General features: G+C 56.4%; 21 protein-coding genes and 4 pseudogenes. 15 read left to right on the plus strand and 10 right to left on the minus strand.

Going from position 1 to position 22,658, the window contains the following annotated elements:
• Window positions 1-7: 7 nt before the first annotated feature.
• Entirely contained in the window at window positions 8-883 is an 876-nt protein-coding gene (locus ACN6NG_RS16640; protein ID WP_210014326.1) for a trypsin-like serine peptidase, read from the minus strand.
• A 523-nt stretch (window positions 884-1,406) separates the two neighbouring features.
• On the opposite strand from ACN6NG_RS16640, the gene ACN6NG_RS16645 reads away from it, so the two are divergent.
• Both ACN6NG_RS16645 and ACN6NG_RS16650 read left to right on the plus strand, forming a co-directional pair.
• A complete protein-coding gene (locus tag ACN6NG_RS16645; protein WP_210014325.1) occupies window positions 1,407-1,688 on the plus strand; it encodes a hypothetical protein in 282 nt (93 codons plus the stop codon).
• Between the two features lie 1,415 nt (window positions 1,689-3,103).
• Window positions 3,104-3,730, plus strand: a complete 627-nt coding sequence (locus ACN6NG_RS16650) for a DUF6338 family protein (protein ID WP_236066248.1) — start codon at window positions 3,104-3,106, stop codon at window positions 3,728-3,730.
• Between the two features lie 543 nt (window positions 3,731-4,273).
• Here the strand turns inward: ACN6NG_RS16650 and ACN6NG_RS16655 are convergent.
• The 4 genes from ACN6NG_RS16655 to ACN6NG_RS16670 form a co-directional block, all read right to left on the minus strand.
• Complete coding sequence (locus tag ACN6NG_RS16655) at window positions 4,274-5,947, minus strand: SIR2 family NAD-dependent protein deacylase (protein ID WP_210014323.1); 1,674 nt, start codon at window positions 5,945-5,947, stop codon at window positions 4,274-4,276.
• A gap of 536 nt (window positions 5,948-6,483) precedes the next feature.
• A complete protein-coding gene (locus tag ACN6NG_RS16660; protein WP_236066247.1) occupies window positions 6,484-6,690 on the minus strand; it encodes a hypothetical protein in 207 nt (68 codons plus the stop codon).
• 13 nt (window positions 6,691-6,703) lie between these two features.
• The gene (locus ACN6NG_RS16665) at window positions 6,704-6,913 is read right to left on the minus strand and encodes a hypothetical protein (RefSeq protein ID WP_210014322.1); all 210 of its coding nucleotides are present in this window, start codon (window positions 6,911-6,913) and stop codon (window positions 6,704-6,706) included.
• Window positions 6,914-8,004: 1,091 nt separating this feature from the next.
• Window positions 8,005-8,301: a hypothetical protein gene (locus ACN6NG_RS16670; protein ID WP_054888278.1), complete on the minus strand. Its 297-nt coding sequence runs from the start codon at window positions 8,299-8,301 to the stop codon at window positions 8,005-8,007.
• A gap of 259 nt (window positions 8,302-8,560) precedes the next feature.
• Between ACN6NG_RS16670 and cyoA the strand changes: the two genes are divergently transcribed.
• From cyoA to cyoD, 4 genes are read left to right on the plus strand one after another with little or no spacing between them, the layout of a single operon-like run.
• Window positions 8,561-9,442, plus strand: a complete 882-nt coding sequence (cyoA, locus tag ACN6NG_RS16675) for a ubiquinol oxidase subunit II (protein ID WP_408004342.1) — start codon at window positions 8,561-8,563, stop codon at window positions 9,440-9,442.
• A gap of 5 nt (window positions 9,443-9,447) precedes the next feature.
• The gene (gene cyoB, locus ACN6NG_RS16680; protein WP_210014402.1) at window positions 9,448-11,421 is read left to right on the plus strand and encodes a cytochrome o ubiquinol oxidase subunit I; all 1,974 of its coding nucleotides are present in this window, start codon (window positions 9,448-9,450) and stop codon (window positions 11,419-11,421) included.
• Between the two features lie 3 nt (window positions 11,422-11,424).
• Entirely contained in the window at window positions 11,425-12,036 is a 612-nt protein-coding gene (cyoC, locus tag ACN6NG_RS16685) for a cytochrome o ubiquinol oxidase subunit III (protein ID WP_134698424.1), read from the plus strand.
• Window positions 12,036-12,374, plus strand: coding sequence for a cytochrome o ubiquinol oxidase subunit IV (gene cyoD / locus ACN6NG_RS16690; RefSeq protein WP_210014320.1), 339 nt, complete (start codon window positions 12,036-12,038; stop codon window positions 12,372-12,374). Before cyoC ends, cyoD begins: the two co-directional genes overlap by 1 nt.
• 87 nt (window positions 12,375-12,461) lie before the next feature.
• On the opposite strand, the gene ACN6NG_RS16695 is transcribed toward cyoD, so the two are convergent.
• Window positions 12,462-12,680 (minus strand): hypothetical protein, encoded by a 219-nt coding sequence (locus tag ACN6NG_RS16695; protein WP_102689575.1) that lies wholly within the window; start codon window positions 12,678-12,680, stop codon window positions 12,462-12,464.
• A gap of 317 nt (window positions 12,681-12,997) precedes the next feature.
• On the opposite strand from ACN6NG_RS16695, the pseudogene ACN6NG_RS16700 reads away from it, so the two are divergent.
• The 3 pseudogenes from ACN6NG_RS16700 to ACN6NG_RS16710 all read left to right on the plus strand — a co-directional run.
• A pseudogene (locus ACN6NG_RS16700) lies at window positions 12,998-13,090 on the plus strand (glucose starvation-inducible protein B); the annotation flags it as partial.
• A 35-nt stretch (window positions 13,091-13,125) separates the two neighbouring features.
• A pseudogene (locus ACN6NG_RS16705) lies at window positions 13,126-13,257 on the plus strand (con-10 family general stress protein); the annotation flags it as partial.
• 24 nt (window positions 13,258-13,281) lie between these two features.
• Window positions 13,282-13,350 (plus strand): annotated as a pseudogene (locus ACN6NG_RS16710) (glucose starvation-inducible protein B); the annotation flags it as partial.
• A 176-nt stretch (window positions 13,351-13,526) separates the two neighbouring features.
• Here the strand turns inward: ACN6NG_RS16710 and ACN6NG_RS16715 are convergent.
• Window positions 13,527-15,125, minus strand: a complete 1,599-nt coding sequence (locus ACN6NG_RS16715; RefSeq protein WP_210014401.1) for a histidine kinase famiy protein — start codon at window positions 15,123-15,125, stop codon at window positions 13,527-13,529.
• 298 nt (window positions 15,126-15,423) lie between these two features.
• On the opposite strand from ACN6NG_RS16715, the gene ACN6NG_RS16720 reads away from it, so the two are divergent.
• A complete protein-coding gene (locus tag ACN6NG_RS16720; protein WP_102689577.1) occupies window positions 15,424-16,218 on the plus strand; it encodes an OBAP family protein in 795 nt (264 codons plus the stop codon).
• A 155-nt stretch (window positions 16,219-16,373) separates the two neighbouring features.
• Here ACN6NG_RS16720 and ACN6NG_RS16725 read toward each other — a convergent pair whose 3' ends face one another.
• The 3 genes from ACN6NG_RS16725 to ACN6NG_RS16735 are packed head-to-tail and all read right to left on the minus strand — an operon-like array spanning window position 16,374 to window position 18,024.
• Window positions 16,374-16,874 carry a YciE/YciF ferroxidase family protein gene (locus tag ACN6NG_RS16725; RefSeq protein ID WP_054888270.1) on the minus strand — a complete coding sequence of 167 codons (501 nt, stop codon included), beginning with the start codon at window positions 16,872-16,874 and terminating at the stop codon, window positions 16,374-16,376.
• Between the two features lie 24 nt (window positions 16,875-16,898).
• Window positions 16,899-17,129 carry a hypothetical protein gene (locus ACN6NG_RS16730; RefSeq protein WP_054888269.1) on the minus strand — a complete coding sequence of 77 codons (231 nt, stop codon included), beginning with the start codon at window positions 17,127-17,129 and terminating at the stop codon, window positions 16,899-16,901.
• Between the two features lie 16 nt (window positions 17,130-17,145).
• The gene (locus ACN6NG_RS16735) at window positions 17,146-18,024 is read right to left on the minus strand and encodes a manganese catalase family protein (protein ID WP_210014319.1); all 879 of its coding nucleotides are present in this window, start codon (window positions 18,022-18,024) and stop codon (window positions 17,146-17,148) included.
• A 258-nt stretch (window positions 18,025-18,282) separates the two neighbouring features.
• Between ACN6NG_RS16735 and ACN6NG_RS16740 the strand changes: the two genes are divergently transcribed.
• The 5 genes and pseudogenes from ACN6NG_RS16740 to ACN6NG_RS16760 all read left to right on the plus strand — a co-directional run.
• The gene (locus ACN6NG_RS16740) at window positions 18,283-18,792 is read left to right on the plus strand and encodes a ferritin-like domain-containing protein (protein WP_054888267.1); all 510 of its coding nucleotides are present in this window, start codon (window positions 18,283-18,285) and stop codon (window positions 18,790-18,792) included.
• 59 nt (window positions 18,793-18,851) lie between these two features.
• Entirely contained in the window at window positions 18,852-19,076 is a 225-nt protein-coding gene (locus ACN6NG_RS16745) for a DUF2061 domain-containing protein (protein ID WP_080641021.1), read from the plus strand.
• Window positions 19,077-19,458: 382 nt separating this feature from the next.
• A complete protein-coding gene (locus tag ACN6NG_RS16750) occupies window positions 19,459-20,673 on the plus strand; it encodes a zinc-dependent alcohol dehydrogenase (RefSeq protein WP_210015132.1) in 1,215 nt (404 codons plus the stop codon).
• A gap of 19 nt (window positions 20,674-20,692) precedes the next feature.
• Window positions 20,693-22,018, plus strand: coding sequence for an SDR family oxidoreductase (locus ACN6NG_RS16755; protein WP_016486367.1), 1,326 nt, complete (start codon window positions 20,693-20,695; stop codon window positions 22,016-22,018).
• Window positions 22,019-22,419: 401 nt separating this feature from the next.
• A pseudogene (locus ACN6NG_RS16760) lies at window positions 22,420-22,614 on the plus strand (con-10 family general stress protein); the annotation flags it as partial.
• Window positions 22,615-22,658 lie beyond the last annotated feature (44 nt).

The raw sequence follows: 22,658 nt of genomic DNA on the forward strand, positions 1-22,658 counted from the left end.
CGCACCTTCATTTAAGCGTACGCCACTCAGAGAGAATATCGACCAATGCCGGGGTAATTCTAACACCAGAGTTCGCATTCAATGTTCTGCCAGCGCCATTACTATGCACGCCAATGACTACTGGCTCAAGGTCGTCATCTGGATAGAACCAAATGGGAGAACCGCTCTGCCCGCCCTCAGTATCCACATCATAATAAAGCTTGTGATCTGTGACATCACAAACCCTATTCGAGTGATGCATCTGCTCTTCACCGACGTTACAAATTGGATAGCCTGAAATATTCACCATCTGCGAATTCAGGCGTGCCTCCGGGTAGAACCCAAATGCAAACGATCCGAGACTGCTATCTAGGTCATTCGAGAGGATGATTGCACCAATATCATAATTTTCATCACCCGCGGAACACCATCTTTCCATGGTACGAAAAGACTTAGCTTTATAGCGTCCAAAGGGCTCAAGTTGGCCATCACGCCCCGGAATAACTTCTATATTTTCCATCCACCCGTCGTAAACCTTGTTGAAGACACAGTGGCCCGCAGTAATAATCAGCCGGGGGCCTGCTACCCACCCAGTGCCGATGAATGGCGTACCATCTCTAGCTGTGATTTCAAGGGCACAAATCTTCCTCCAAGGATCAAAGGAAGTATCAAGGACACGGGATCGGCGATCATGCCCAGGCACGAGAAGGCTTTGCCCATATGCAGTCTTTGCAACCAAAGGAGCATCTTGTTTACCACGGACTATTAACTTATCAGATGAGCACTTCAGCGCCTGCTCCGAAAATGCTCCAGCATCTCCCTTGCAAACTTTAACTCTCTGAACAGCTGCAACTTCGAGCACTGGCGAGTCACTGCAAACATCCCTATCGTAACGCGAACTCATGTCATCCACCCGTAAAAATTTAAAATCCGACACCGAGCGGCATTCGTTCGTGTCGGCGCACCCGCTTATCGTAGCACTGCTGGAAGCCTTCTCAGAGGCATTGGGGTGCATTTCGCCGAAAAATCTAGCCCCTACCCTCAGAATCAGGGCACCAAGCCCCTGACAGCGATAAGCTGGCGGCTCTTACCGTGCTTGCCTCCTGCGAGTGGCGACGCCAGCGTACTGCGGGTCCGCAGAGACCTATGCAATAGCTTGTCAGTCGCTCCTGAGAAAGCGACGGATAAGGCACCTCTCGCCAATAGACGCGGTAACGCACCCGAGAGAGTGGGCGATAGGCGTACATAACGGGCCTCCCGCACCCCGGGAAGGCCGACCTTCCGCAAGCATTAAAATTGAAGTTGCCACGGTCGAGACCTCAGGCCCGAGGGCTCAACCGCTATGCGCAATGCTGCCAATACCACAGCTAATAGTGAGAGTAAAATTACACTGGATCCAATCCTAAGGGACATGATACAAAGCAAAAGTGGCGATTCGCCATGACGCCGAGACAGTAATGATGGTTTGGAAAAACGACGACAACAAGAAGTATCGCGGAAAAATTGATCGCATATACGTTTCCATGACAGAAAGCTGGGAGGTCGAATACTTTATTGACCACTATCTAAAAACACGAAAGCGCGGGATCAACGACGAAAACAGGAGCCTAGTTGCTCACAAACTTGAAGACCTGCCCGGAAAAGCTCCTCACAAGCGCGACGAAGTCAGCGCGTGGCTTGACAAGCAATACAAACTGAGTCCAGCCTAAAAAGTAGCCCGAACTACATGTTCGGGCTTCTAACGCCCTGACACTCCTACTGACCAAACTATTTACCCTATACACAAAGACATCGGTAAAGATCGCCTCATTAAGCGCTCTTCCGGCACAAACAACCAAAATCACTAAACCCACCGCTGCTTGATCAAAGCTATCATAAACCGCGCCCCACATTGCCTATTAGCGACTCACCAACAATTCTAAAAATACCCTCCAGTCAAGTCAGGCGTGACTACATTACACGGCACGTTCCCACATAATTTTTGGCGGGGATTGCACAGCATCTTATAGAGATCCCCAACGCTCATCGCAGGCAGTGCGTCAAATATCGCCAGCACCAACTTATGCTTAACGGGATCCAATTGCCAATCGGGAATTCGCTGCCCCCGGTTGCCCAAGCTGAGAGAGCAGCCTTCGCGCCTTGATGTCTCGGTTGATTTGATGGCGGGACTTGTCCGCCAGCCTGGCGAATACAGGAAGCGAAAGGTCGGTTGGCGCTTCATGGATGGCAAGCATCTGCGCACGTTCTTTCTGGATAGCCGCGGGGCGCCACAGGCCAGAGTGAGCGTCTACTATCGACCCATAGCAGCCCTTCGTGGAGCGGCAGCTAACGGCCAAAAGCTGCCACTCAACAAGACTCGATAATTCCCACTCGACCGCGCGTCATTGAAGCCATAGCTCAATGCCAGACAGCCGCCGGCTGAATAAACGTTCGAACCCGTGGCCTGATCCCACAACTAAGCCCACTTAGGCTAATAACTCCCAACCGGCGACAGTAACCTCCCAAAGCACGCCCAGTCGAGATGATCCGAGAGGACACAAAGGTCAGCCTGCTAATATTCACATTTCTCATCGCTAAAGGGTCTGGGACACCCAGATCAATAAAGCCACCGACAGAATCGGGATTGAAAAGGCGAGAGGCATTAACAGAAGCCGAAGCTGTGACGATGCTGCCAAGATGGATAAACACAGAGCAAGATTTTTTAACATTGGCCGGTACCCAACATGAAAATGTGATTGAGTTTCCGGCTGATTCACTGCTTCTACGAGGTCATTCGGAGAGGGTGAAGATCTGCCCTGCGGCACCTTTGTAAGGTTTAGCGGACTTACACTCAGGAAGAACCTGATGCTAGAGGCAAAGTGAGCAGTATGCAACCGCAACTCATCACCTCGGTAGTGCTTTTCGCCCGACTGGGCGGCTCCGCGATCACAGCTCAGCAGAGATGAAAGCTACCTCAGGTCCGGTCATAAGGCGCTCGGGTACTCAAGGTCGATACTGTGATGTAGTCGAGAACTGCGCTTATGAACGTGGAGCGCTAGCGCTGCCTCTAGCCCGCCATCTATGAAAAAACGTTACCTCTAACAGATGCGTCGCGGCTATATTGATGGCAAACGGACACCACTCGATGGAACAGGCATTGGAAGACCTAGCAACGAAGATCCTCCCTCTGGTTCAAATGCTGATACCAGGCTTCATCACCACCATGATTTTTTACTGGCTGGCCGATGTAAAGAAACCAGGCCAGTTCGAGCGAACGGTACAGGCGCTAATTGGTACCGGCATCATCACCATCATCGTTTCGGGGATCTCAAAGGTCCTGCTGTGGATGGGAGACCATTGGTTCGTAATGGGCCTCTGGACCACAGACGTAGAGAGCGCATGGGGAATAGCACTCGCGATATGTCTAGGCTTGGGGTTGTCATACGCGTCCAACCATGACTATCTATACGGGATTGCCAGGCAGCTTGGACTCACATCGCGTGCCTCATACCCGGAATGGGTCTACGCATTTCGCAAGCGATCTGGGCATAGCGTAGTGTTGACGCTGCTGGATGGCCGACGCCTCTTCGGATACCCCCAAGTGTGGCCAACTGATCCCGCCACAGGCCATTTTTTGATTACACAACCGTGCTGGCTAGATGAGCAGGACGAATGGGTCGAAATGCCGGGAATTGAGAGTTATCTAGTCTCAAATTCTGACGTTTTGATGGTTGAGTTCCTTGAGCTACAGGAGACAACGAATGACCAGTAAGAGCGACACAAGCAAAAAGCATGTGGTGGAGCGAGTCAGTAACGAGGGGATGAATGTTAGCCCGCCAGCGCCAGTTAACGTTCGCCCCGCTACACCACCGCCTTCGCCGCCTAAAGCGCCCAACAAGTAGAGGGGACCAATGTACGAAGAAAGAGGGATATCGCCACAGCCACGCCGACCAAGCGGCAGCGAGCCTCAGCGTCCCAGTCCAGTAAGCCAGCGGCCAGCCACCCCACCTAAAGCCCCGCCAGCACCTCCACGTCGGAACGGATGACGCGCGTAGCTCTCCACGCTGTGCCAACCCAGGTTCATAGCTACCCCAAATCACCCTATGCAAGGATTCAGCATGTCGAATCACACAGGAAAGCCCACCTCAGTCAATGGCGGAGTGAGCAAAGAGACAACGAGCCAGCGCCCAGCTACTCCGCCGAAGGCGCCACCTCCCGCACCCAAGAAAAAGTAGGGCCACATAAGGCGACGTAGGAAGCAAGCGCGAATCGGGCAGAATTGCTCGACTCCTCAGCAGGCGTTCCTGCTGCGCCGTTACCCCCTAAAGGACGCTTTCGGAGTGATTGTAGGCGGGAAGCTGGACACGATTTGGATGATCCCATCCACGATAGTCTTTGCCATTCGCTGAGATACTTCAGCGTCACCCCTCGAATGAACGATGCTGTTCCTAATGTGTACCCACTCGTGCAGTCTGGGGAGCCACTCCGATTGGATTACGCTTCGGCTAACCGCATTTTTTATCATTCCCAGCAGTGACTGGTGATTTGGCCTTGTCGCACTGTCGTCTTCTTTGTATCGCATCACGCTCCGCAGTTCGCCCTCAAGATAGGTAACCGCCGAAACGATCGCCGCACGATACTCCCTTACCCTCAGAAGCCGGCGGGCCTCATCCAATTGAGAGTTACGATCTGATGGAAGCTCCCTTTCCAGGGTTGTGATCAGGTCTAGGGCGAAATCTTCTGACTCAGAGGTCAGTAGATCAGGCCGATAAATCACCGTGACGTCCTCCAGAGCAAGGGGCAACTGCTGGCCTTCCCTCATCACTACAATCAGTTTGAGCGACCTGCCTTTCTCCTTCCTCGACGCCGCTCGACTGATCGCCATCTTCAGTTCAACCATCGTCCAGTTGGAAGACAGATCGATGACCATTGCAATCGACCGATCGATTAGAGCGTCCAGCTTCGCGATAACCATATCCCCAGGAGAAATTACGCCATCAGCCGTAATCGGGACGAGGTTGATATCCTTCAAGGCGGGAAATACCTGGTCTTTGTAGAAAGGCAGAACCTCCAACGGCAGCGAGAAGAAGCAAAGCCGCGATGGCGCCGACCGTGGTCGCGACAGTTCTTGCATCGCCCGCTCTTCAGTCGGCTTCATCACGGTGAAAGCTTCGTCCCTGAGAAGCTCCCGAAGCTCATCAAAAGCTGCCGCTAGGATCTCACCGTACCTGTCTCGTGTACCTGGCAGATTGATCACCTTTACCCCGCGGCGCTCGAACCGCGAAATATCGGACTGATTCGCGCCTACAACGATCGAGTAGGCAAATCGTCTGGTGCGTCCCAGGCGCTGCGATACCACATGCCAAATCTGCCGGAAATCTGGATCGTCGAGACTGTACCCGACCAACACCGCAGTCTTGGTAATCAGCAGATTCGCGAGGTAGGTTGCGAACAGCGGATAGTTCGCGAGAAAGCCGTCGTAGTCAGCCTCCGTGACCACCATCCTTCTCGGATGGTGAAGGTCGCCATGGAGCTTGAGCAGGTTCACACCGGCCTTGGATGAATTCAGCGAGAGCTGCTCCTCTTCAAGGATCGGATAAACAACATTGGGCCCAAGCCGGTACTCCTGCTCCAGCAAGAAGTCGAAATTTGTTGTGCAGACGATATCGAATGGGATAGAGCAGAAGCTCTTGTGCGCCGCCCCGGGCTGGGCTTCGTGGATCAGCAACACCTGCGTGAGCTTATCCATCAACCTCGCCCGCCCTAGCTCATGCTCGTAAGCAGAAATCGCGTCGAGGGCCCCACTGGAATTGAAGTCAATAAGATCGTCTTCAAGAAGCTTACCTAGCTCCCCCCAAAGAGGAGGTCTCTGACCTGACGTGACATGGGCATTCAAGGACATGCCGGCCCCGATGATTGGCAGCCATCTGCCGTTTACGAGGTCGTCCAGGACAGGCTTGGGGAAGTACTTGAGGTAGTTTGTGGTCACTGCTAGATCCCTCTTGAGCAGCACCGGACAATATCAGTAATGGCACTTGGATGCCACGTTCTCACGCCTTCGCAGGCTGATGAAAGGAGGCAGAAAAACTCATTGGCAGAAGTCTACATAAGCTTGAAATCCTGGCGACGCTCGGAGTCTATCTAGACGAAAGGGTCGTGAATGATCTCCCGTAACTGCTCATCGGTGAGTAAATGCATACGTGCTGTCCTTGGTGAGTAAATGCATACGTGCTGTCCTTGGTGGCGTGCAGAGGGCTGAACTTACCTAAACAACATCGAGAATGGTGAATACCCGACCGCATCGGCCGAATCGCCGGCAAGCTAACACCCACTGGAAGATGAACAGCCTTCAGGCTTGCGGCCGGCCCACTCACATTGCGTAAGTCAGACTGGTTACCAGTGATACGGTTGCAGTTGCCCGATGCCCGATGCCCGCTTCTGGCCGTAAGCTGCCATACGGTGACTATCTATAATGGGTCGAAATCAGACATTCACTGGACCCACCATCTTCCGCGCAACTGCCAATCAGTGAGTGGTTCCGTCCCCGCGGCCAAAGGCTCTCATTTGATAGTCAGTTACAGCTTGGAACAGAGACTCAGCTATCAGGCGTAATCTTTCCACCTCTATTGCAGGCGCGCCAGTATCCTGAGCTTCGTGGTACCGGCGCATTGCCTCAATTGCCTCGTTGTAGGCTGGGTGGTCGGGCGGCAAGATCTTGGACTGTTTGGGCATCAGTGCCTCGATATCAGTGAATTGATTCAGACAGACTGCCGGCTTCAAGCAACTGGAAATCCACTACCGCGTGATAAAGGGAGTCGGCCAACACTCTAAGCCGCTCGATTGTCTCTTGAGATGCCCCGCTATCTTGGGCGGCCTGATGCGCCCTTATCGCATAAAGAGCTTCGCGCAGTAGCGGCTCGCCGACTTTGGCCATGCCTTCCAACGTTCGCTTCATGCCCTGCCCATGTTGCTCTGTTAAGCCATTATAGGGCGATAGCGACGGTGTGATGACAGGCATCGATCCAAGGCTTTGTGTTCTCCAGTTCAGGCCTCAGCGTGGCAAACCGGTTCCCACAGGAATGTCACCAGCTTCCAGATCTGCGCCACCACCTGTGGGAGCCGCACGTGTCGGCGATGGGTCGCGAAGCGTCCCCAATATGCATGCGCCGGGTCGATAGCTGCCGGCAAGAGCCAAGCACACCTACGCAGCCTTGGAGAAATCGCCCCTGTCCTAATGTAAGTCCTTAGGCCCCGTGAAAACAGCACGTCCACCATAATCCGCAGTAAACCAGCAAAAGCCACACTAATAATGGGGGACCAGATGGGGGACCAAAAACACACAGGCACAAAAAAGCCCCGAAAAATCAGGGCCTTGATGAAAATTAGTGGCGGAAGCGTAGGGATTCGAACTTTCTCGATTGCAGTGTGATCCGTTCCGAGCAAAAGTGTGCGCTATCATCCCAGGCTGTGTAAAAAAGCCCCAGTTCACGAAGAAGATATGCGGACCAGGCCTGTAGGTCTAGCAGATGGAGGCGTGGATCACCCTGGATCGGTCATAGGCATGGTGGTTGTGCCATCTGGACCGCGGCAGCTGGCCTCATGCCCTGATCGCTTACGTAGTCCTGCAATTCCGATTATCTTCATCATTCATTTGAGGTTGTAGGATAGCTTGAAGGTTCATCTCGACGATTACCCTCGGCAGGGTCTTGACCAGGAAGTGGGTGGTTCCCAGTTTGAGCGTTCCGAAAGGATGCTCCACCGTCTGCTGCCACCCGCGTCGGGTCATGCCCAAGGCGCGCGGCAGAGACATGCTTCCTTTCCATTGAGCCCACTGGTTGTACATGGTCGTCTTATGGGATGACGCGGTGTAGTGGTGGGTCGCGGATGACAACTATCCACCCATTACAGCCCCTCGACCGGTAAAGCAACACCATCCATGCGATGTAAACCCCTTCTGGTGAACAGCCTGACAGTAAGGATTGACCATCACCGCCCGCCGGTAGCAATCCGATCGGAACAGCTGCTTCGCCTGGTTCCTCCCGCACCTCAACTTCCAACCACTTCGACATCGAACGCCTTGCCCTCGGTCGCGACTCGCCTGGCATACCCGACGCCCCACACCATCGCCCGACTCATGGTTTCGCCAGGGCATTGGAAAAAGGCTTGCTCACTCATCATCGAGCCATCGGCGCGATAAACTCCGATGAACAACTGAGTGGCACCCGTTCGTGACAAGCGTGCCTGCACTTCGAGACAGGCTCCTGTGTCCAGCGTTTCCTCATGGATCTGGTGGTGCAGGATCGGATCGCACCATTGACGATAGGTTTCCCCTCTTCTTTTCATCTGCCTGTCCTCTGCTGTTGTCAGCGGTAGATAGCCTCGCGCGCGTAATCAGTCCAAATGAAACGACGCCATCGGACAGGCGGCCGAGTTATACAAAGCGGTTTTTTTGTACATCCACCATTCGTCGCCAATCCGCAAATCTCATACAACCTTCGTTTCGTCGCCGTCCTTCTAACGCCACAAGCAAAACAACTGGCAATCGCTACAGGACAAGATCATGGCCACGAGATTCACGTATGGCGCACGGTTGCTCGGTCTTATGTTGCTCAGCATCGGTGCTTTGCAGCTCTCGGGTTGCGACATGGTGTTGTTCAATCCAAAAGGTCAGGTCGGGTTGGAGCAGCGCAACCTGATCATTCTCGCCACGCTGCTTATGCTGATAGTGGTAGTCCCGGTCATGATCATGGCGCTGGTATTCTCGGTGCACTACCGCGCCTCCAATGAAAAGGCGCGCTACACGCCGGAATGGAACCATTCGCGCGCTATCGAGGCAGTGGTCTGGGGTGTGCCGCTTATCATCATCATTGTGCTCGGCGTGGTGACCTGGCGCTCGACCCATGCGCTGGACCCGTACCGACCACTCGTGGCTGACCGACCGGCGATAAAGGTTCAGGTGATCGCCACAGACTGGAAATGGCTATTCGTCTATCCCGAACTCGGCATCGCCTCGGTCAATGAGTTGGCCATGCCAGTGGATACCCCGGTGGATTTTCGGGTGACCTCCGATGGCGCCATTACTTCATTCTTCATTCCGGCCCTCGGCGGGCAAATCTATGCCATGGCGGGCATGCAGACCCAGCTGCATCTGATCGCCAACCACAAGGGCACCTACAACGGCATCGCTGCCAACTACAACGGGCCGGGTTTTTCCGATATGTATTTCGAGGCCTTGGCTTTAGACCAAGCCGGTTTCGACGCCTGGGTGACAGCGGTGCGCAGGTCACCGAATCGGCTTGACCAGGCGCGCTATGCACAGCTGGCCAAACCGAGCGTCGCCCATCCTGTGGAGCACTACGCCAAGGTGGACGACGGCCTGTTCCAGTCCCTGATCGACAAGTACCAGGGCATTGGCCGGTCTAACGACGTCGAACGGCGCCTGAGCATCCCTGATGATGAAGCGCCGAAAGGCAGCAAGGAGTGACCCGCATGTTCGGAAAGTTGAGCTGGGACGCCATCCCCATGGACGAACCCATCATCATGTACACCCTTGCTGTAGTCGGCATGATCGGCGTTTGCGGCTTTGGGATGATTACCTACAAGCGCAAATGGACGTATCTGTGGAAGGAGTGGTTGACCTCGGTCGACCACAAGCGCATCGGCGTGATGTACATCGTGGTCGCCCTGGTGATGCTGCTGCGGGGTTTTGCCGACGCGCTGATGATGCGTACTCAGCAAGCCATGGCTTCGGACGGCTCGCCCGGCTATCTGCCACCGGAACACTACGACCAGATCTTCACCGCTCACGGCGTGATCATGATCTTCTTCATGGCCATGCCATTCGTGGTCGGCCTTATGAACATCGTCGTGCCGTTGCAAATCGGTGCGCGCGACGTGGCTTACCCGTTTCTGAACGCGGTGAGCTTCTGGCTGTTCGTATCGGGTGCGGTTTTGGTGAATCTCTCGCTGGGGATCGGTGAGTTCGCCCGCACTGGGTGGGTCGCCTACCCGCCCTTGTCCGGTATCGGCTACAGCCCGGGCGTAGGCGTGGATTACTACATCTGGTCCTTGCAGATCTCCGGCGTTGGGACGTTGCTGACCGGGCTGAATTTCTTCGTCACCATCCTAAAAATGCGCACCACCGGCATGACCTTGTTCCGCATGCCGGTGTTCACCTGGACGGTATTGTGCACTTCGATACTGATTCTGGCCGCATTCCCCATTCTCACCGCCACGCTGTTCATGCTCAGCCTGGACCGCTACCTGGGCATGCATTTCTTCACCAACGAGATGGGCGGCAACCCGATGATGTATATCAACCTCATCTGGGCCTGGGGCCACCCGGAGGTGTACATCCTGATCCTGCCGGCTTTCGGAATCTTTTCTGAGGTGGCCTCTACCTTTTCACGCAAGCGGCTGTTCGGCTACTACTCGCTGGTCTGGGCCACCATCGTCATCACCCTGCTGTCGTTCATCGTCTGGGTACACCACTTTTTCACCATGGGCGCCGGGCCGAACGTGAACGCGTTCTTCGGCATTATGACCATGATCATCGCCGTCCCGACTGGGGTGAAGATCTTCACCTGGCTGTTCACCATGTACCGCGGTCGGGTGCGCTTCGAGACACCCATGCTGTGGACGGTGGGCTTCATCGTCACCTTCAGCATTGGCGGCATGACCGGCGTGCTGCTGGCGGTGCCGGGCGCAGACTTCCTGCTGCACAACAGCCTGTTTCTCATCGCGCATTTCCATAACGTGATTATTGGCGGCGCGGTGTTCGGCTACCTGTGTGGCCTGACCTACTGGTTCCCCAAGGCGTTCGGTTTCAAGCTCTACGACCCGCTGGGGCGTGCCGCGTTCTGGTGCTGGCTGGCGGGTTTCTATTTCGCTTTCATGCCATCTTACTTTCTCGGTTTCATGGGCATGACCCGGCGCCTGAACCATTTCAATGTGCCTGAGTGGCGGCCGTTTCTGCTGCTGGAGATGGTTGGTGTGCTTATCATCCTCTGCGGCGTGGCCTGCCAGCTAATGCAACTGATTGTGAGCATCCGCAAGCGCCACGAAAACCGCGACCACACCGGCGATCCCTGGGATGGCCGCACGCTGGAGTGGGCCACTGCGTCACCGCCGCCGTTCTACAACTTTGCCGAGCAACCGGTGGTGCACGGCATCGACGCCTATTGGGGAATGAAGGAGCGTGGGGTCAAGACGCTGATCGAGGCGGATTTTCGCAGGATTCACATGCCGTGCAACACTAGCCTGGGCGTGTTGATCGGCGCATTGAGCACAGTGCTGGGCTTCGCCTTGGTCTGGCATATCTGGTGGCTGGCGATTGCCTCACTGCTGACCACGGTGGCAGCACTGATCGTACGCAGCTACGACCGGCATACCGAGTACTACGTGACGGCCGAGGAAGTCGAACGCGTGGAAACCCAACGGCGTCAGCTGATGGCGGAGGCCTGAGCCATGTCGCACATCATCTTGAACGAAAGCGCCCACCAGCAGGAGCAAGGCTACGAGGATGCGGGTTCGCTGAGCCTGTTCGGCTTCTGGATCTACCTGATGACCGACTGCATCCTGTTCGCCACGTTGTTCGCCACTTATGCGGTGCTGGGCCAGTCCGTGGCGGGCGGCCCTGGCCCTGCGGACATCTTTGAGCTGCCCTACGTCCTGGGCGAAACCAGCCTGCTACTGCTCAGCAGCATCACCTATGGCTACGCCATGCTGGCCAACCACCGCAAGGACAAGCGCCGGGTGCTGCAGTGGCTGGGGGTCACCTTTGTGCTGGGCCTGGCTTTCGTCGCCATGGAGGTGAACGAGTTCCACCACTTGATCGCCGAGGGCTACGGGCCGCAGCGCAGCGCGTTTCTCACCGGCTTCTTCACCCTGGTCGGCACCCATGGCCTGCACGTGCTGGTCGGCCTGGTGTGGATGGCCCTGCTGATGATCCAGGTCCAGCAGCGTGGCCTGTGCTGTGTCAACTCCACACGGCTGAGCTGCCTGAGCCTGTTCTGGCATTTTCTCGACATCGTGTGGGTGTGCGTGTTTACCGTCGTCTACCTGTTCGGAGTGATCTGATGAGCAGCGAAAGCCAGATTCACAGCAGTGCCGGCGCCAGCCAGTCCAGCCACAGATCGTACAATATCGGCTTCCTGCTGGCTGCGTTGCTGACCATTGTGCCGTTCGGGCTGGCCATGTTTCCCAGCTTGCCGCGCGCCGCTACCTTCCTGTTGGCGCTGGTCTGCGCGGTGGTGCAGATTCTGGTGCACATGATGTTCTTCCTGCACCTGACCACCGCGCGTGAGCAGCGCTGGAGCCTGGTGGCGCTGGTGTTCTCCGTGGTGATCATCGTGCTGTTGGTGGGGTTGTCGCTATGGATCATGTACTACGTGCACTACAACATGCTCGGTTTGTGACCCGTCCTCGCCCACGGGCTTGTCCTGCCGCCTGGCGATGGTGTTGCTGAGCGGGTTAATGGATGAAACCATGCGTGCCGCCCCTGCTCAGGGCTGTTGGTAATGCCCCGGCGATGTGCCGCGCTCGTGGTCATGCTCAAGGCGCTGCACCTGCACGTCAGTAAACGACGACGCTTCACTACGATGCAGGCCTTGCAGGTAATCGCGCGCCGCTTCGCGACTCAAGTTTTCCTGTTCACTGCGCAGCTCGCAGGTGCCGGGTTGGTTGTCGAGGATGTAGCTGATCAAGTACAGGTAGTTGGCCATACGGATACTCCTTTTTTCAGATGGGGATGGACGACTCAGTAGGATTGATCGTTATCGGTTCGCATTCGTTCAGCCCAAAAGACGGCTGGCAGCCGGCAAGGGTGAACTCTGTTTGCCATCGTGCAAGGCTTTGGTGGTGCATGATTAAGGCTTCCTGCATGCTTGGTCGCCAGTTTTGTTTGCCACAAGATGAAAGGCCAACTTTCATTAGAGCCTCTTGTCCGCCCGAGTGAAATTCTTTGCACGATGTGCCGCTTTCCATGGGTCACTGGTTAACACAGACCTTCCTGTGTAACTACCGACATGAGGTGTCAATCATGGCTAGCAATCAAGACGACCGCGGGAATCAAGGTGGCAACGCCAACACCAATCCAGGCAACTTTGCCAATGACCGGGAAAAGGCATCCGAGGCCGGGCACAAAGGCGGCCAGGTGTCAGGAGGTATTTCAAGAACGATCCAGAGCGCGCCTCGGAAGCAGGTCACAAGGGTGGCCAGGCATCCGGCGGTAATTTCAAGAACGACCCTGAGCGGGCATCCGAAGCTGGCCACAAGGGCGGCCAGGCGTCCGGCGGCAACTTTGCCAATGACCGCGAAAAAGCCTCGGAAGCCGGACGGGTCGGTGGCCAGCATAGCCACGGTGGCGGTCGCAAGAGTGATGACAACCGCTAGTCATCCGTGAAAATCGCAGGGGCAGCCGGGCTGCTCCTGCGCGCTGATGTGGACGTCCCATGTTCATGCACAATAAGATTGCAACACACCGTGCCCGTGGCGCAGCCCAATCCGGGCATCATGGCGGCCTCACGCGCACCTGCCATCAAAACAGCTTGCTTGCGCCCCGTTGCCCATCACGCCACGCCAGTCGGACCATCTAGTACCTGTCTGACCCGGCAAGCCAGATCGTGTGGCTGGCAGGGCTTGGAGATGACCTCGAACTCGGCGCCGCCAATGTCAGTCCGCTCGATCGCGTTTTCCGCGTAGCCTGTCGTCAGCAAGACTTTGATCCCAGGTTGCAGGCGCCGCACGGCTCGGGCAAGCATTACGCCGTTCATGCCGCCCGGCATGATCAAGTCGGTAAACAGCAAGTCATATCGCTCCCCAGCCTGGATCAGTTTAAGCGCCTCGCGGGCGTTAAGCACCATGTCGGCGGCATAGCCGTAGTCCTCCAACACCATCTTCGCCAGCTCGGCCACATCCGGCCGGTCCTCGACGATCAGGATGCGCTCACTGCCAGCACTGCGCTTAGCCACTTTCGACGGTTGCTGCTGCACCAGCTGAGCGTCATCCACCGGGAAGTACAGGCGCAACGTGGTACCTTCGCCTTCTTCGGTGTAAATACGCGCCGCGCCCCCGGACTGGCGGGCAAAACCGTACACCATCGACAACCCCAGCCCCGACCCTTTTCCCTCTTCCTTTGTGGTGAAAAAAGGGTCCATCACACGGTCACGGATGCCCGCAGGCATACCGACACCGTTGTCGGTGATGGATATACTCACGTAGCCACCCGGCAGCAATCCGTCAAACGACAGGCTTGGATCGGTGATCAGGACGTTTCGGGTTGCGATGAATATGTGCGGCCGCTTGCGGCCTATCAGGGCATCCCTGGCGTTGAGGAAAATATTCAGCAGGGCCACTTCTGCCTGTGTCGCGTCGATCCGGCAGCTACGCAGCTGGTCCTCAAGATCAAACTCCACCGTCACCTCGGCGCCGAACGTACGCTCGATGATTGGGCGCGCATCGTCAATCAGGTGGTTCAGGTTCAGTACCCGTCCATGCAACTTCTGCTTACGGGCGAACGCCAGCAATTGCTTGGTCCAGGTACTGGCACGGTCGACTGCCGATTGCGCATGCCCGACGCTACGGCGAATACGGTTCAGGTCCGCCTGGGGCTTCTCGGCTTGACGGGCGATCAGGCCCAGGTAGCCACCCATGACCTGCAACAGGTTGTTGAAGTCGTGGGCGATTCCGCCTGTCAGCTGCCCCAACGCTTCCATTTTTTGCGCCTGACGCAGGGCGTCTTCGGCGTCGCGGCGTCGGCTGACATCCAGCTGAGAAGCAAAGTAATAGATCAGCTCACCGCGCTCATTGAAAATCGGCGAGAGAAACAAGGCATTCCAGAAGCTTGAACCGTCCTTACGATAGTTGAGGATCTCAGCCGCAATATCGACGCGCTGCTCTATGGCCTGACGCAGGCTGTCTACCACCGTGCGGTCGGTGTCGGGCCCCTGCAGGAATCGGCAGTTTTGGCCCAGAATCTCCTCCGCGGCATAACCTGTCATTTCCAGGAAGGCCCGGTTGGCGAAGATGATCGGGTTGTCGTCTCGGTTAGGATCGGTGACGATCATCGGCATCCGGGTAGTTTGCACCGCGGCGAAGAACATATCGCGGGCCAAGCCGGAAATGTCGCCCGAAGCCTGGTTGCTGACGCGCGCCTTCTTTTCGGTCACGAGAATCTCCTTGATCATTGCGCCTGGTTCGTTAAATCTGGACAACTTTCGTGGGCAGGTTGCTCCCGGTCAGCCGCCAAGTTGCACGACGTCGGCAGTTTCAGGGAACAGGCTATCCACTCGCTGCTGGACACCCTGGACGGCAACTACCTCAGCTGGTCGAGCACTGCTTTGGCCAGCGAAGAGGCCGTTATTGGATGGATTAGCCATTTGAAACTGACTCAGACCACTCGTCCGTTGGGCTGTCCGCTTTATTGGCCATGGTTGTCCTCTAAGGACACCAGCCAGAGCCTTTCTCATGCGACAGCTATTTCAAACGATAACCCTTCCCCTCGCTTGCTCTCTGCTGTGGGCCTGCTCCGCTCACGAAACGAAGTCTCCTGTGGAGACACCAGGCAGGCCCGAGTCTGCTAAAACCCAGCTGCTGGAAGCCGGCGCCGCGACGCTGCAGTCCAAGCCGCCCATTGAGGCCATCAACGCTTACCTGGATGGCTTTCACTTCTACAACGGGCATCCGGACGTGCAGATGGAAGCGCACCACTACTGCTCCATCCTCAACGAGGATGTCATTCAATGTGTGATATTCGACGGCAATACCAAGGGGGCGAAGATCATGGGCGTCGAGTACATCATCGACGAGAAGCTTTTTGCCGGCTTACCAACGAGGGAGAAGGCGATGTGGCACAGTCATGGCTACGAGGTCTCCTCTGGGCAGTTGATCGCCCCAGGCATCCCTGATCCTGCGGAACATGCCCTGATGGCGCGACTGGCTCACACCTACGGGAAGACGTGGCACACCTGGCATACCGATCAGGACAAAGCGCTGCCGGTGGGGGTGCCGCAGTTGATGATGGGCTTTACCGCAGATGGGCAGGCTGACCCGGCGATGGTCGAACAGCGCAATGGGCGCTTGGGTGTGGATGCTGGGAAAACCAAAGGCGAGCGGGCTGACATCCGTATTCCTGATGCTGATCCCCAGGCGGATGGCTGGCAGCACGGTAATGTCATTCAAATCACCGATCCAACCGGTGCCCATGTACATCGTTCTTCAACAGCTACGCCATCCACTACGAATAGCCGGTCTAGCCAATAGCCGCCTGCAACAACTGTGTTAGATAAGGTCTTGGGCGCGCCCCCTTCGGGGAGAGGCTGTCGTGTTTGGCGATCATCATGATGGTGATCATCCCCCAAAATCCAAGGGAAAGTAAGGTGTGAAAAGCCCGGTGCATCGGCACCGGGCTCGCGCCTTCATTTTTCGAGTGTGGCCGCCTGGTTACCTCCTTCTTCAGCGATAGCAGAAAGCTTGTCGTCCGCCGCTTTTTCCTCGGCCAAGGTATCGCCCAGCAACGACACTGCTTCCTTCATTCCCAGGTGCTTGGCCATGGCGATCAGCGTTCCATAGCTGGCGATCTCGTAATGCTCTACCTTCTGGCAGGCGCCGATCAGTGCGGCATCCAGCACCGCGCCTTGTTCGATTTCATCGAGCAATTCCTTGCTCTCCTCCACCAGCCCCTCCATCGCAACGCACTTCATCCGCTTGAGCTTCAAACCTGCCGACTCCACCAGTTGGTCGATGCGCTCGATCTGACCCTGGGTCTCGGCCAGGTGGGATGTGAAGGCGTCGGCCAGTAGTGGATTGGTGGCGGCCCTGGCCAACCGAGGCAGCGCCTTGGTGATCTGCTTTTCTGCGCTATACACATCAGACAGTTCATGGATAAACAGGTCTTCAACAGTTTTCCGTGCAGCCATTGGTTATCTCCTAGACGGTAGTGATCAGTGCAGGGTGTTACTCAGAAAAGTTTCCGGGCGCTCGACTTCCGGCGCATCGCCGGGAAGGTCGTTGGGTAGAAGCGAGCCGACTCCGAAGGTCATTACGGCCATGCGTACACGCAGAGCTCGACAGGCCAGGCGGGACTCAGCTTCAAATTCGGCCAACGCTTGGCTCATGAGGTGCTCAACACCAAACAGGCGATGTAGCGAGGCTTTCTTGCGCAGAATGTTCATGATGCCTCCGACTTTCTCAGTCTTTGCCATTAATCAAGCCGGAGCCGAGATCTGCGCCTGTAACCGGGTTGGCGGTTGGATCAGACATTGTCCGAAGCTTCATCGCCTCAACTGTTTCAGCTTCGGCAGGAGTGAGCGTCACCGAAGCGGTGCCATCCCCACCATCCACAGCAGCTGATGGATTTTCCACGTACTCCCACTCACTGCCCTCGTTCCAAGGGCCACGCACATTGGGCTCACCAGACATATTGAAATACTTGTTGGTGAACTCCGGCATACCAGGGAGTTTGCCTTGGGGGAAGTTCGGCTGAATGGTATGAAGCGCCTTTTCAAAGGAAAGCTGATGGGCGATCTCCCGGGTCATGAGAAAGCCCAGCGCCTCTTTCACGCCCGGGTCATCGGTAACGTTCATCAGACGTTCGTAGACGATCTTGGCTCGCGCTTCAGCTGCAATGTTCGAACGAAAGTCTGCTGTAGGCTCGCCTATGGTATCGACATAGGCAGCGCTCCAAGGGACGCCAGCCGAATTGGTCAGTGGAGCACCGGCACCATACAAGATGCTGGTGATGTGGGAGTCGTTACCCGCACCATTGATTGCTCGATACAGCTCGCCTTCCTCTTCGACCCCTTCGGCCAAGCGGCCTTTGGCACCCTTGTTGAGCATGACGATTATGGAGCCGACGATCTCCAGGTGGCTGAGCTCTTCGGTTGCAATATCCATCAGCAGGTCTTTACGCCCTGGGTCGTCTTCCGCCAGTGCCTGGGTGATATATCGGCTAGCAGCGGCCAGCTCGCCCTGAGCACCACCGAATTGTTCGAGCAACAGATTGGCCAGGCCGGGATTGGGCTGGGCGACACGCACGGTATATTGCAAGCGTTTGTTATGGATAAACATGGTTTGCTCCTCGCGGCTAGTAAGCAGGCGCCCTCTAATGTAGGCACCATCAATGCTTAGGAGCGAACAGATGTTATTACGTGCTAAATCCATATCCGCTTTCTGGATGAATGGACCGGGAAGATAAGTTCAATCGAAATTTCACATCACTCGAAAATACCTTAACTCTAATCTTTAGCGTACCCATCCATTCGTCGACCGAAACGAACCCCTGAGACAATCCGGATTCCCAATAACTCATTTCCGAGGATATTGACCATGACGACCCCGACTGAAAACTTACTCGATTGGCTGCGAGATGCTCATGCAATGGAGCAGCAAGCGGAGAAAATGCTCAAAGCACAAGCAGAGCGGTTAGAAAATTATCCCGAGCTTCGTGAGCGGATCGTTCAACACATCGCAGAGACGGAGGGACAACAACGTCTACTTGGGGAATGCATTAAGCGTTTGGGAGGAAGTCCTTCAACTTTGAAAGATCTTGCAGGAAAGCTCATGGCATTCGGGCAGGCTGTGGGTGGTATGACCATGAGTGATGAAGTCGTCAAAGGGGCTATGTCTGGTTATGTATTTGAGAACCTTGAAATCGCCTCCTATACCGTGCTTATTGAGGCAGCAACGGCCTCAGGTGATGAGCTTACTGCCGAAGCGTGCCGAGCGATTTTGAAGGAGGAGGTCGCGATGGCCGACTGGTTGAGGGAGCACTTGCCAGAAATCACCCGCGCATTCCTGAGCCGGTCGGCAACACCTGGCGAAGAAGCGAAACGATGACCCAATATTTGCGCCGTCTGCGATCCCCGGCGGCGCAAACAACTGATAAAGGGGCGCCAATGCGAAGCCTATCTGACACACGCTGCTGCTCCGGACGAACGAAAGGCCCATTATGGAAAACGTTCAGCTTTAGCATTCTTCACTTCACCATTGCATTCACAGTTGCATATTTACTTACAGGCTCAGCGCTCACAGGCGGACTGATAGCTGTAATTGAGCCGGCATGTAACACCTTAGCATTCTATTTTCACGAAAAACTATGGCGCCAGCTAGAGCGCAGATGAAAACAAGCGGCGCAGATCGCCTGCCCCTGCCCCTGCCCCTGCCCCCAACGTGGGCACTCAAATGTAAAAGTGCGAGATCGCCCACCTGACCCACCTTCTCTGAATATTATGTACCTGCTCAAGCACGTCAGGTCGTGAGGCAGCGAACACCATGAATGCCAACATCCTGTCGTCCATCGCCACGCCCCTCGTTTGAACGGCCTGGCTCTTCTGGCACGGGCTCAGATCGTTCGATAGCGGTGGGATCAGGAAGGGTTAGCTTGAAATGGTAGGGTCGAGAATGAGTTTTAAGTACCACTGGACTTGTTGGTCTGAACTTTGCCATCTGTCATGGCTTCCCCTGCATACCTATCACGGAAAAACGACTGCAGGAGCTGACCTTATGCGAGCATTGACCTACCAGGGAGCACACGACGTCAGGGTCGATAACGTCCCCGATCCCATCATTGAGCAGGAAGACGACATCATCCTCAGGGTCACCGCCACAGCCATTTGCGGCTCTGACCTGCACCTCTACCGAGGCAAAATTCCAGAAACCGAAGCGGGCGATATCTTCGGCCATGAGTTCATGGGCATCGTCGAAGATACCGGCAGTGCCGTCACCAATCTGCAGATCGGCGACCGCGTAGTGATTCCCTTCGTGATCGCTTGCGGCAGCTGTTTCTTCTGCCAGCACGACCTGTTCGCTGCCTGTGAAACCACCAACACAGGCCGTGGCGCGATCATCAACAAGAAGGGCATTCCCCCAGGCGCAGCGCTGTTCGGGTACAGCCATCTCTATGGCGGTATTCCTGGTGGCCAGGCTGACTATGTCAGGGTTCCCAAGGGCAACGTCGGCCCGTTCAAAGTGCCCACCGAGCTGGGCGATGACAAGGTACTGTTCCTCTCGGATATTCTTCCAACCGCTTGGCAGGCGGTCATCAATGCCGAGATTCGCCAGGGTTCATCGGTAGCCATCTACGGCGCCGGGCCAGTCGGCTTGCTGAGCGCCGCCTGTGCGCGAATGCTCGGGGCTCAGACCATCTTCATGGTCGATGACAACGATTACCGCCTGGCCTACGCCCGAGAGGCCTACGGCGTCATACCGATCAACTTCGAGCAGGACGACGACCCCGCAGACAGCATCATCCGCCAGACGCCAGGCATGCGCGGCGTCGATGCAGTGATCGATGCGGTCGGTTTCGAGGCCAAAGGCAGCACTGCCGAAACGGTGATGACGGCGCTGAAGATCGAAGGCAGCAGTGGCAAGGCGCTGCGCCAGAGCATTGCTGCAGTGCGTCGCGGCGGCGTTGTCAGTGTCCCGGGGGTGTACGCCGGCTTCATCCACGCCTTCATGTTCGGCGATGCCTTCGACAAGGGACTCACCTTCAAAATGGGCCAGACCCATGTCCAGAAATACTTGCCCGAACTGCTGCAGCACATCGAAGCAGGGCGCCTGAAACCAGAGCTGATCGTCACCCACCGCCTGGCCCTCGAAGAAGCGGCCATGGGCTACAAGATGTTCGATCAGAAAGAGGATAACTGCCGCAAGGTGATCCTGGTGCCAGGCGCGGCAGCGGGCACCTTGGGCCCTTCCGACGAGCACAGCAAAGGCTGACCCTACAGGAGGCTGTCAGATGATCGATCAAGCGACAGGCATGAAATCCGGCGAACGCTATCGCGTGGAAAACGTGGAGCGGGCACATCAGTTTCCAGGCTTCTTTCAAGACGGGAAGTATTACCTCGGCCCTGAGCTTCTCACCGCCGTGGGCTGGCTCGAAGGTACGCGCTTCATCTACGACAGCCTGGATGCCGCAGGTGAGCCCGTATTTCCAAACCGGGAGGCAGGCACGATCGAAGGGCTGACATTGACCCTGGTCGATGGTACCTCCCTTGAGCTCTCGCAGATCGAGGCCAGCGACACCATTGCCCACCTTGACCCCGCCGCTTCGGGTGCGGAACGAGAAGCACCTGACCGTGGCGCTACGCTCAAAGGGCCTCTGGGCGGCAAGGTTGTGGTCATCACCGGCGCATCCAGCGGTATAGGCCGGGCCGCCGCGCATGCCTTTGCGTGCAAAGGTGCTCGCCTGGTACTCGCAGCACGCGACGAAGAGGCGTTGTTCGACGTCCTGGATGAATGCACCGATTGTGGTACGGATGCCATAGCTATCATGACCGATGTCACCCACAGCGATCAGGTTCAAGCGCTGGCTGCTCAGGCCGCAGACTTTGGCCATGGACGAATCGATATCTGGGTCAACAATGCCGGGGTCGGCGCGGTCGGCAAGTTTGAAGAAACGCCGTTGGAGGCACACGAGCAGGTCATCCAGACAGATCTGATCGGATATCTGCGAGGCGCCTACGTCGCCCTTCCCTTCTTCAAGGCACAGGGCAGCGGCATTCTCATCAACACGCTGTCGCTGGGCAGCTGGATGGCCCAACCCTATGCCGCCGCTTATTCGGCGAGCAAGTTCGGCTTGCGTGGACTGACCGAGGCATTGCGAGGCGAGTTGACTGAATATCCCGACATCCATGTCTGCGATATCTATCCAGCAGTCATGGACACACCAGGCTTCCGAGACGGCGGCAACTACACCGGACATACACTGAGACCGCCAGGCCCCGTATACGATCCCGAGAGGGTGGCAAAGGCTATGGTGGCCTGCGCAATCTCGCCTCGGGCTCACACCACCGTTGGCGCCGCAGCGCGCATCGCGCATTTGGCCAGCTACCTGATACCAGGGCTGCCTCTGTTGTCAGGGAAGCTGACGCGCTGGGGGATAAATCGCAGCCCCACAGCCGAAGCATCATCAGGCAACCTTTTTGAGCCTCCAAGTGGCAGGAGGGGTATCGTCGGAGGCTGGAGGGAGGCAAACGACAAGACGCCGCTGCTGATCGGCGCAGCGGCACTGGGAATCCTTGTGGGTTATACACTCACACACTCACGACGCAGGGATAGCTAGCGGGAGCTCTGCTTACAGAGGAATGAGCGTGGTTTCATTGCGAAATCACGTTCGATCCCTACTCTGCTGACGAGCTCGTGCGATTAACCGGGTGATAGCCTTCCCCTGCTACCGCTCTCAGGGATTCAGTATAGCGTGTCAGCGGCGTCGATGCGCCCAGAAGGTCGCTTAACCACGCCGGCCTGGCTGGAAGGTCGGCGCCAAGCTTGATCCTTCCCAAATGTTCGCGAGCAAAGCTTAATGACGCCACACACACTTGCACCGGTTCTTTCGCGCAACCCGTCGGCCTCGGCGAAAAAACACGAAGTAAACACCCCGCGCCCTGACGTCCGAGTTGAACACAGACTTTCCTGTGTGACGACATGAGGTGAAAGATCATGGCTAACAACCAAACCAACCGTGGCAATCAAGGTGGTACTGCTCAGAACAATCCTGGCAATTTTGCCAATGATCGCGAGAAAGCGTCAGAGGCAGGTCGCAAAGGCGGGCAGAGTTCAGGCGGCAATTTTGCCAACGACCGTGAGCGTGCCTCCGAGGCAGGCCGTAAAGGCGGGCAAAACAGCCACGGCGGCGGACGCGGTAGCGAAAATCGCTAACTGCGGGTGATACAGTGCCAGGGCAATAGCTGCCCTGGCACTTT

The organism is Pseudomonas sp. TSO6 (assembly GCF_056098905.1).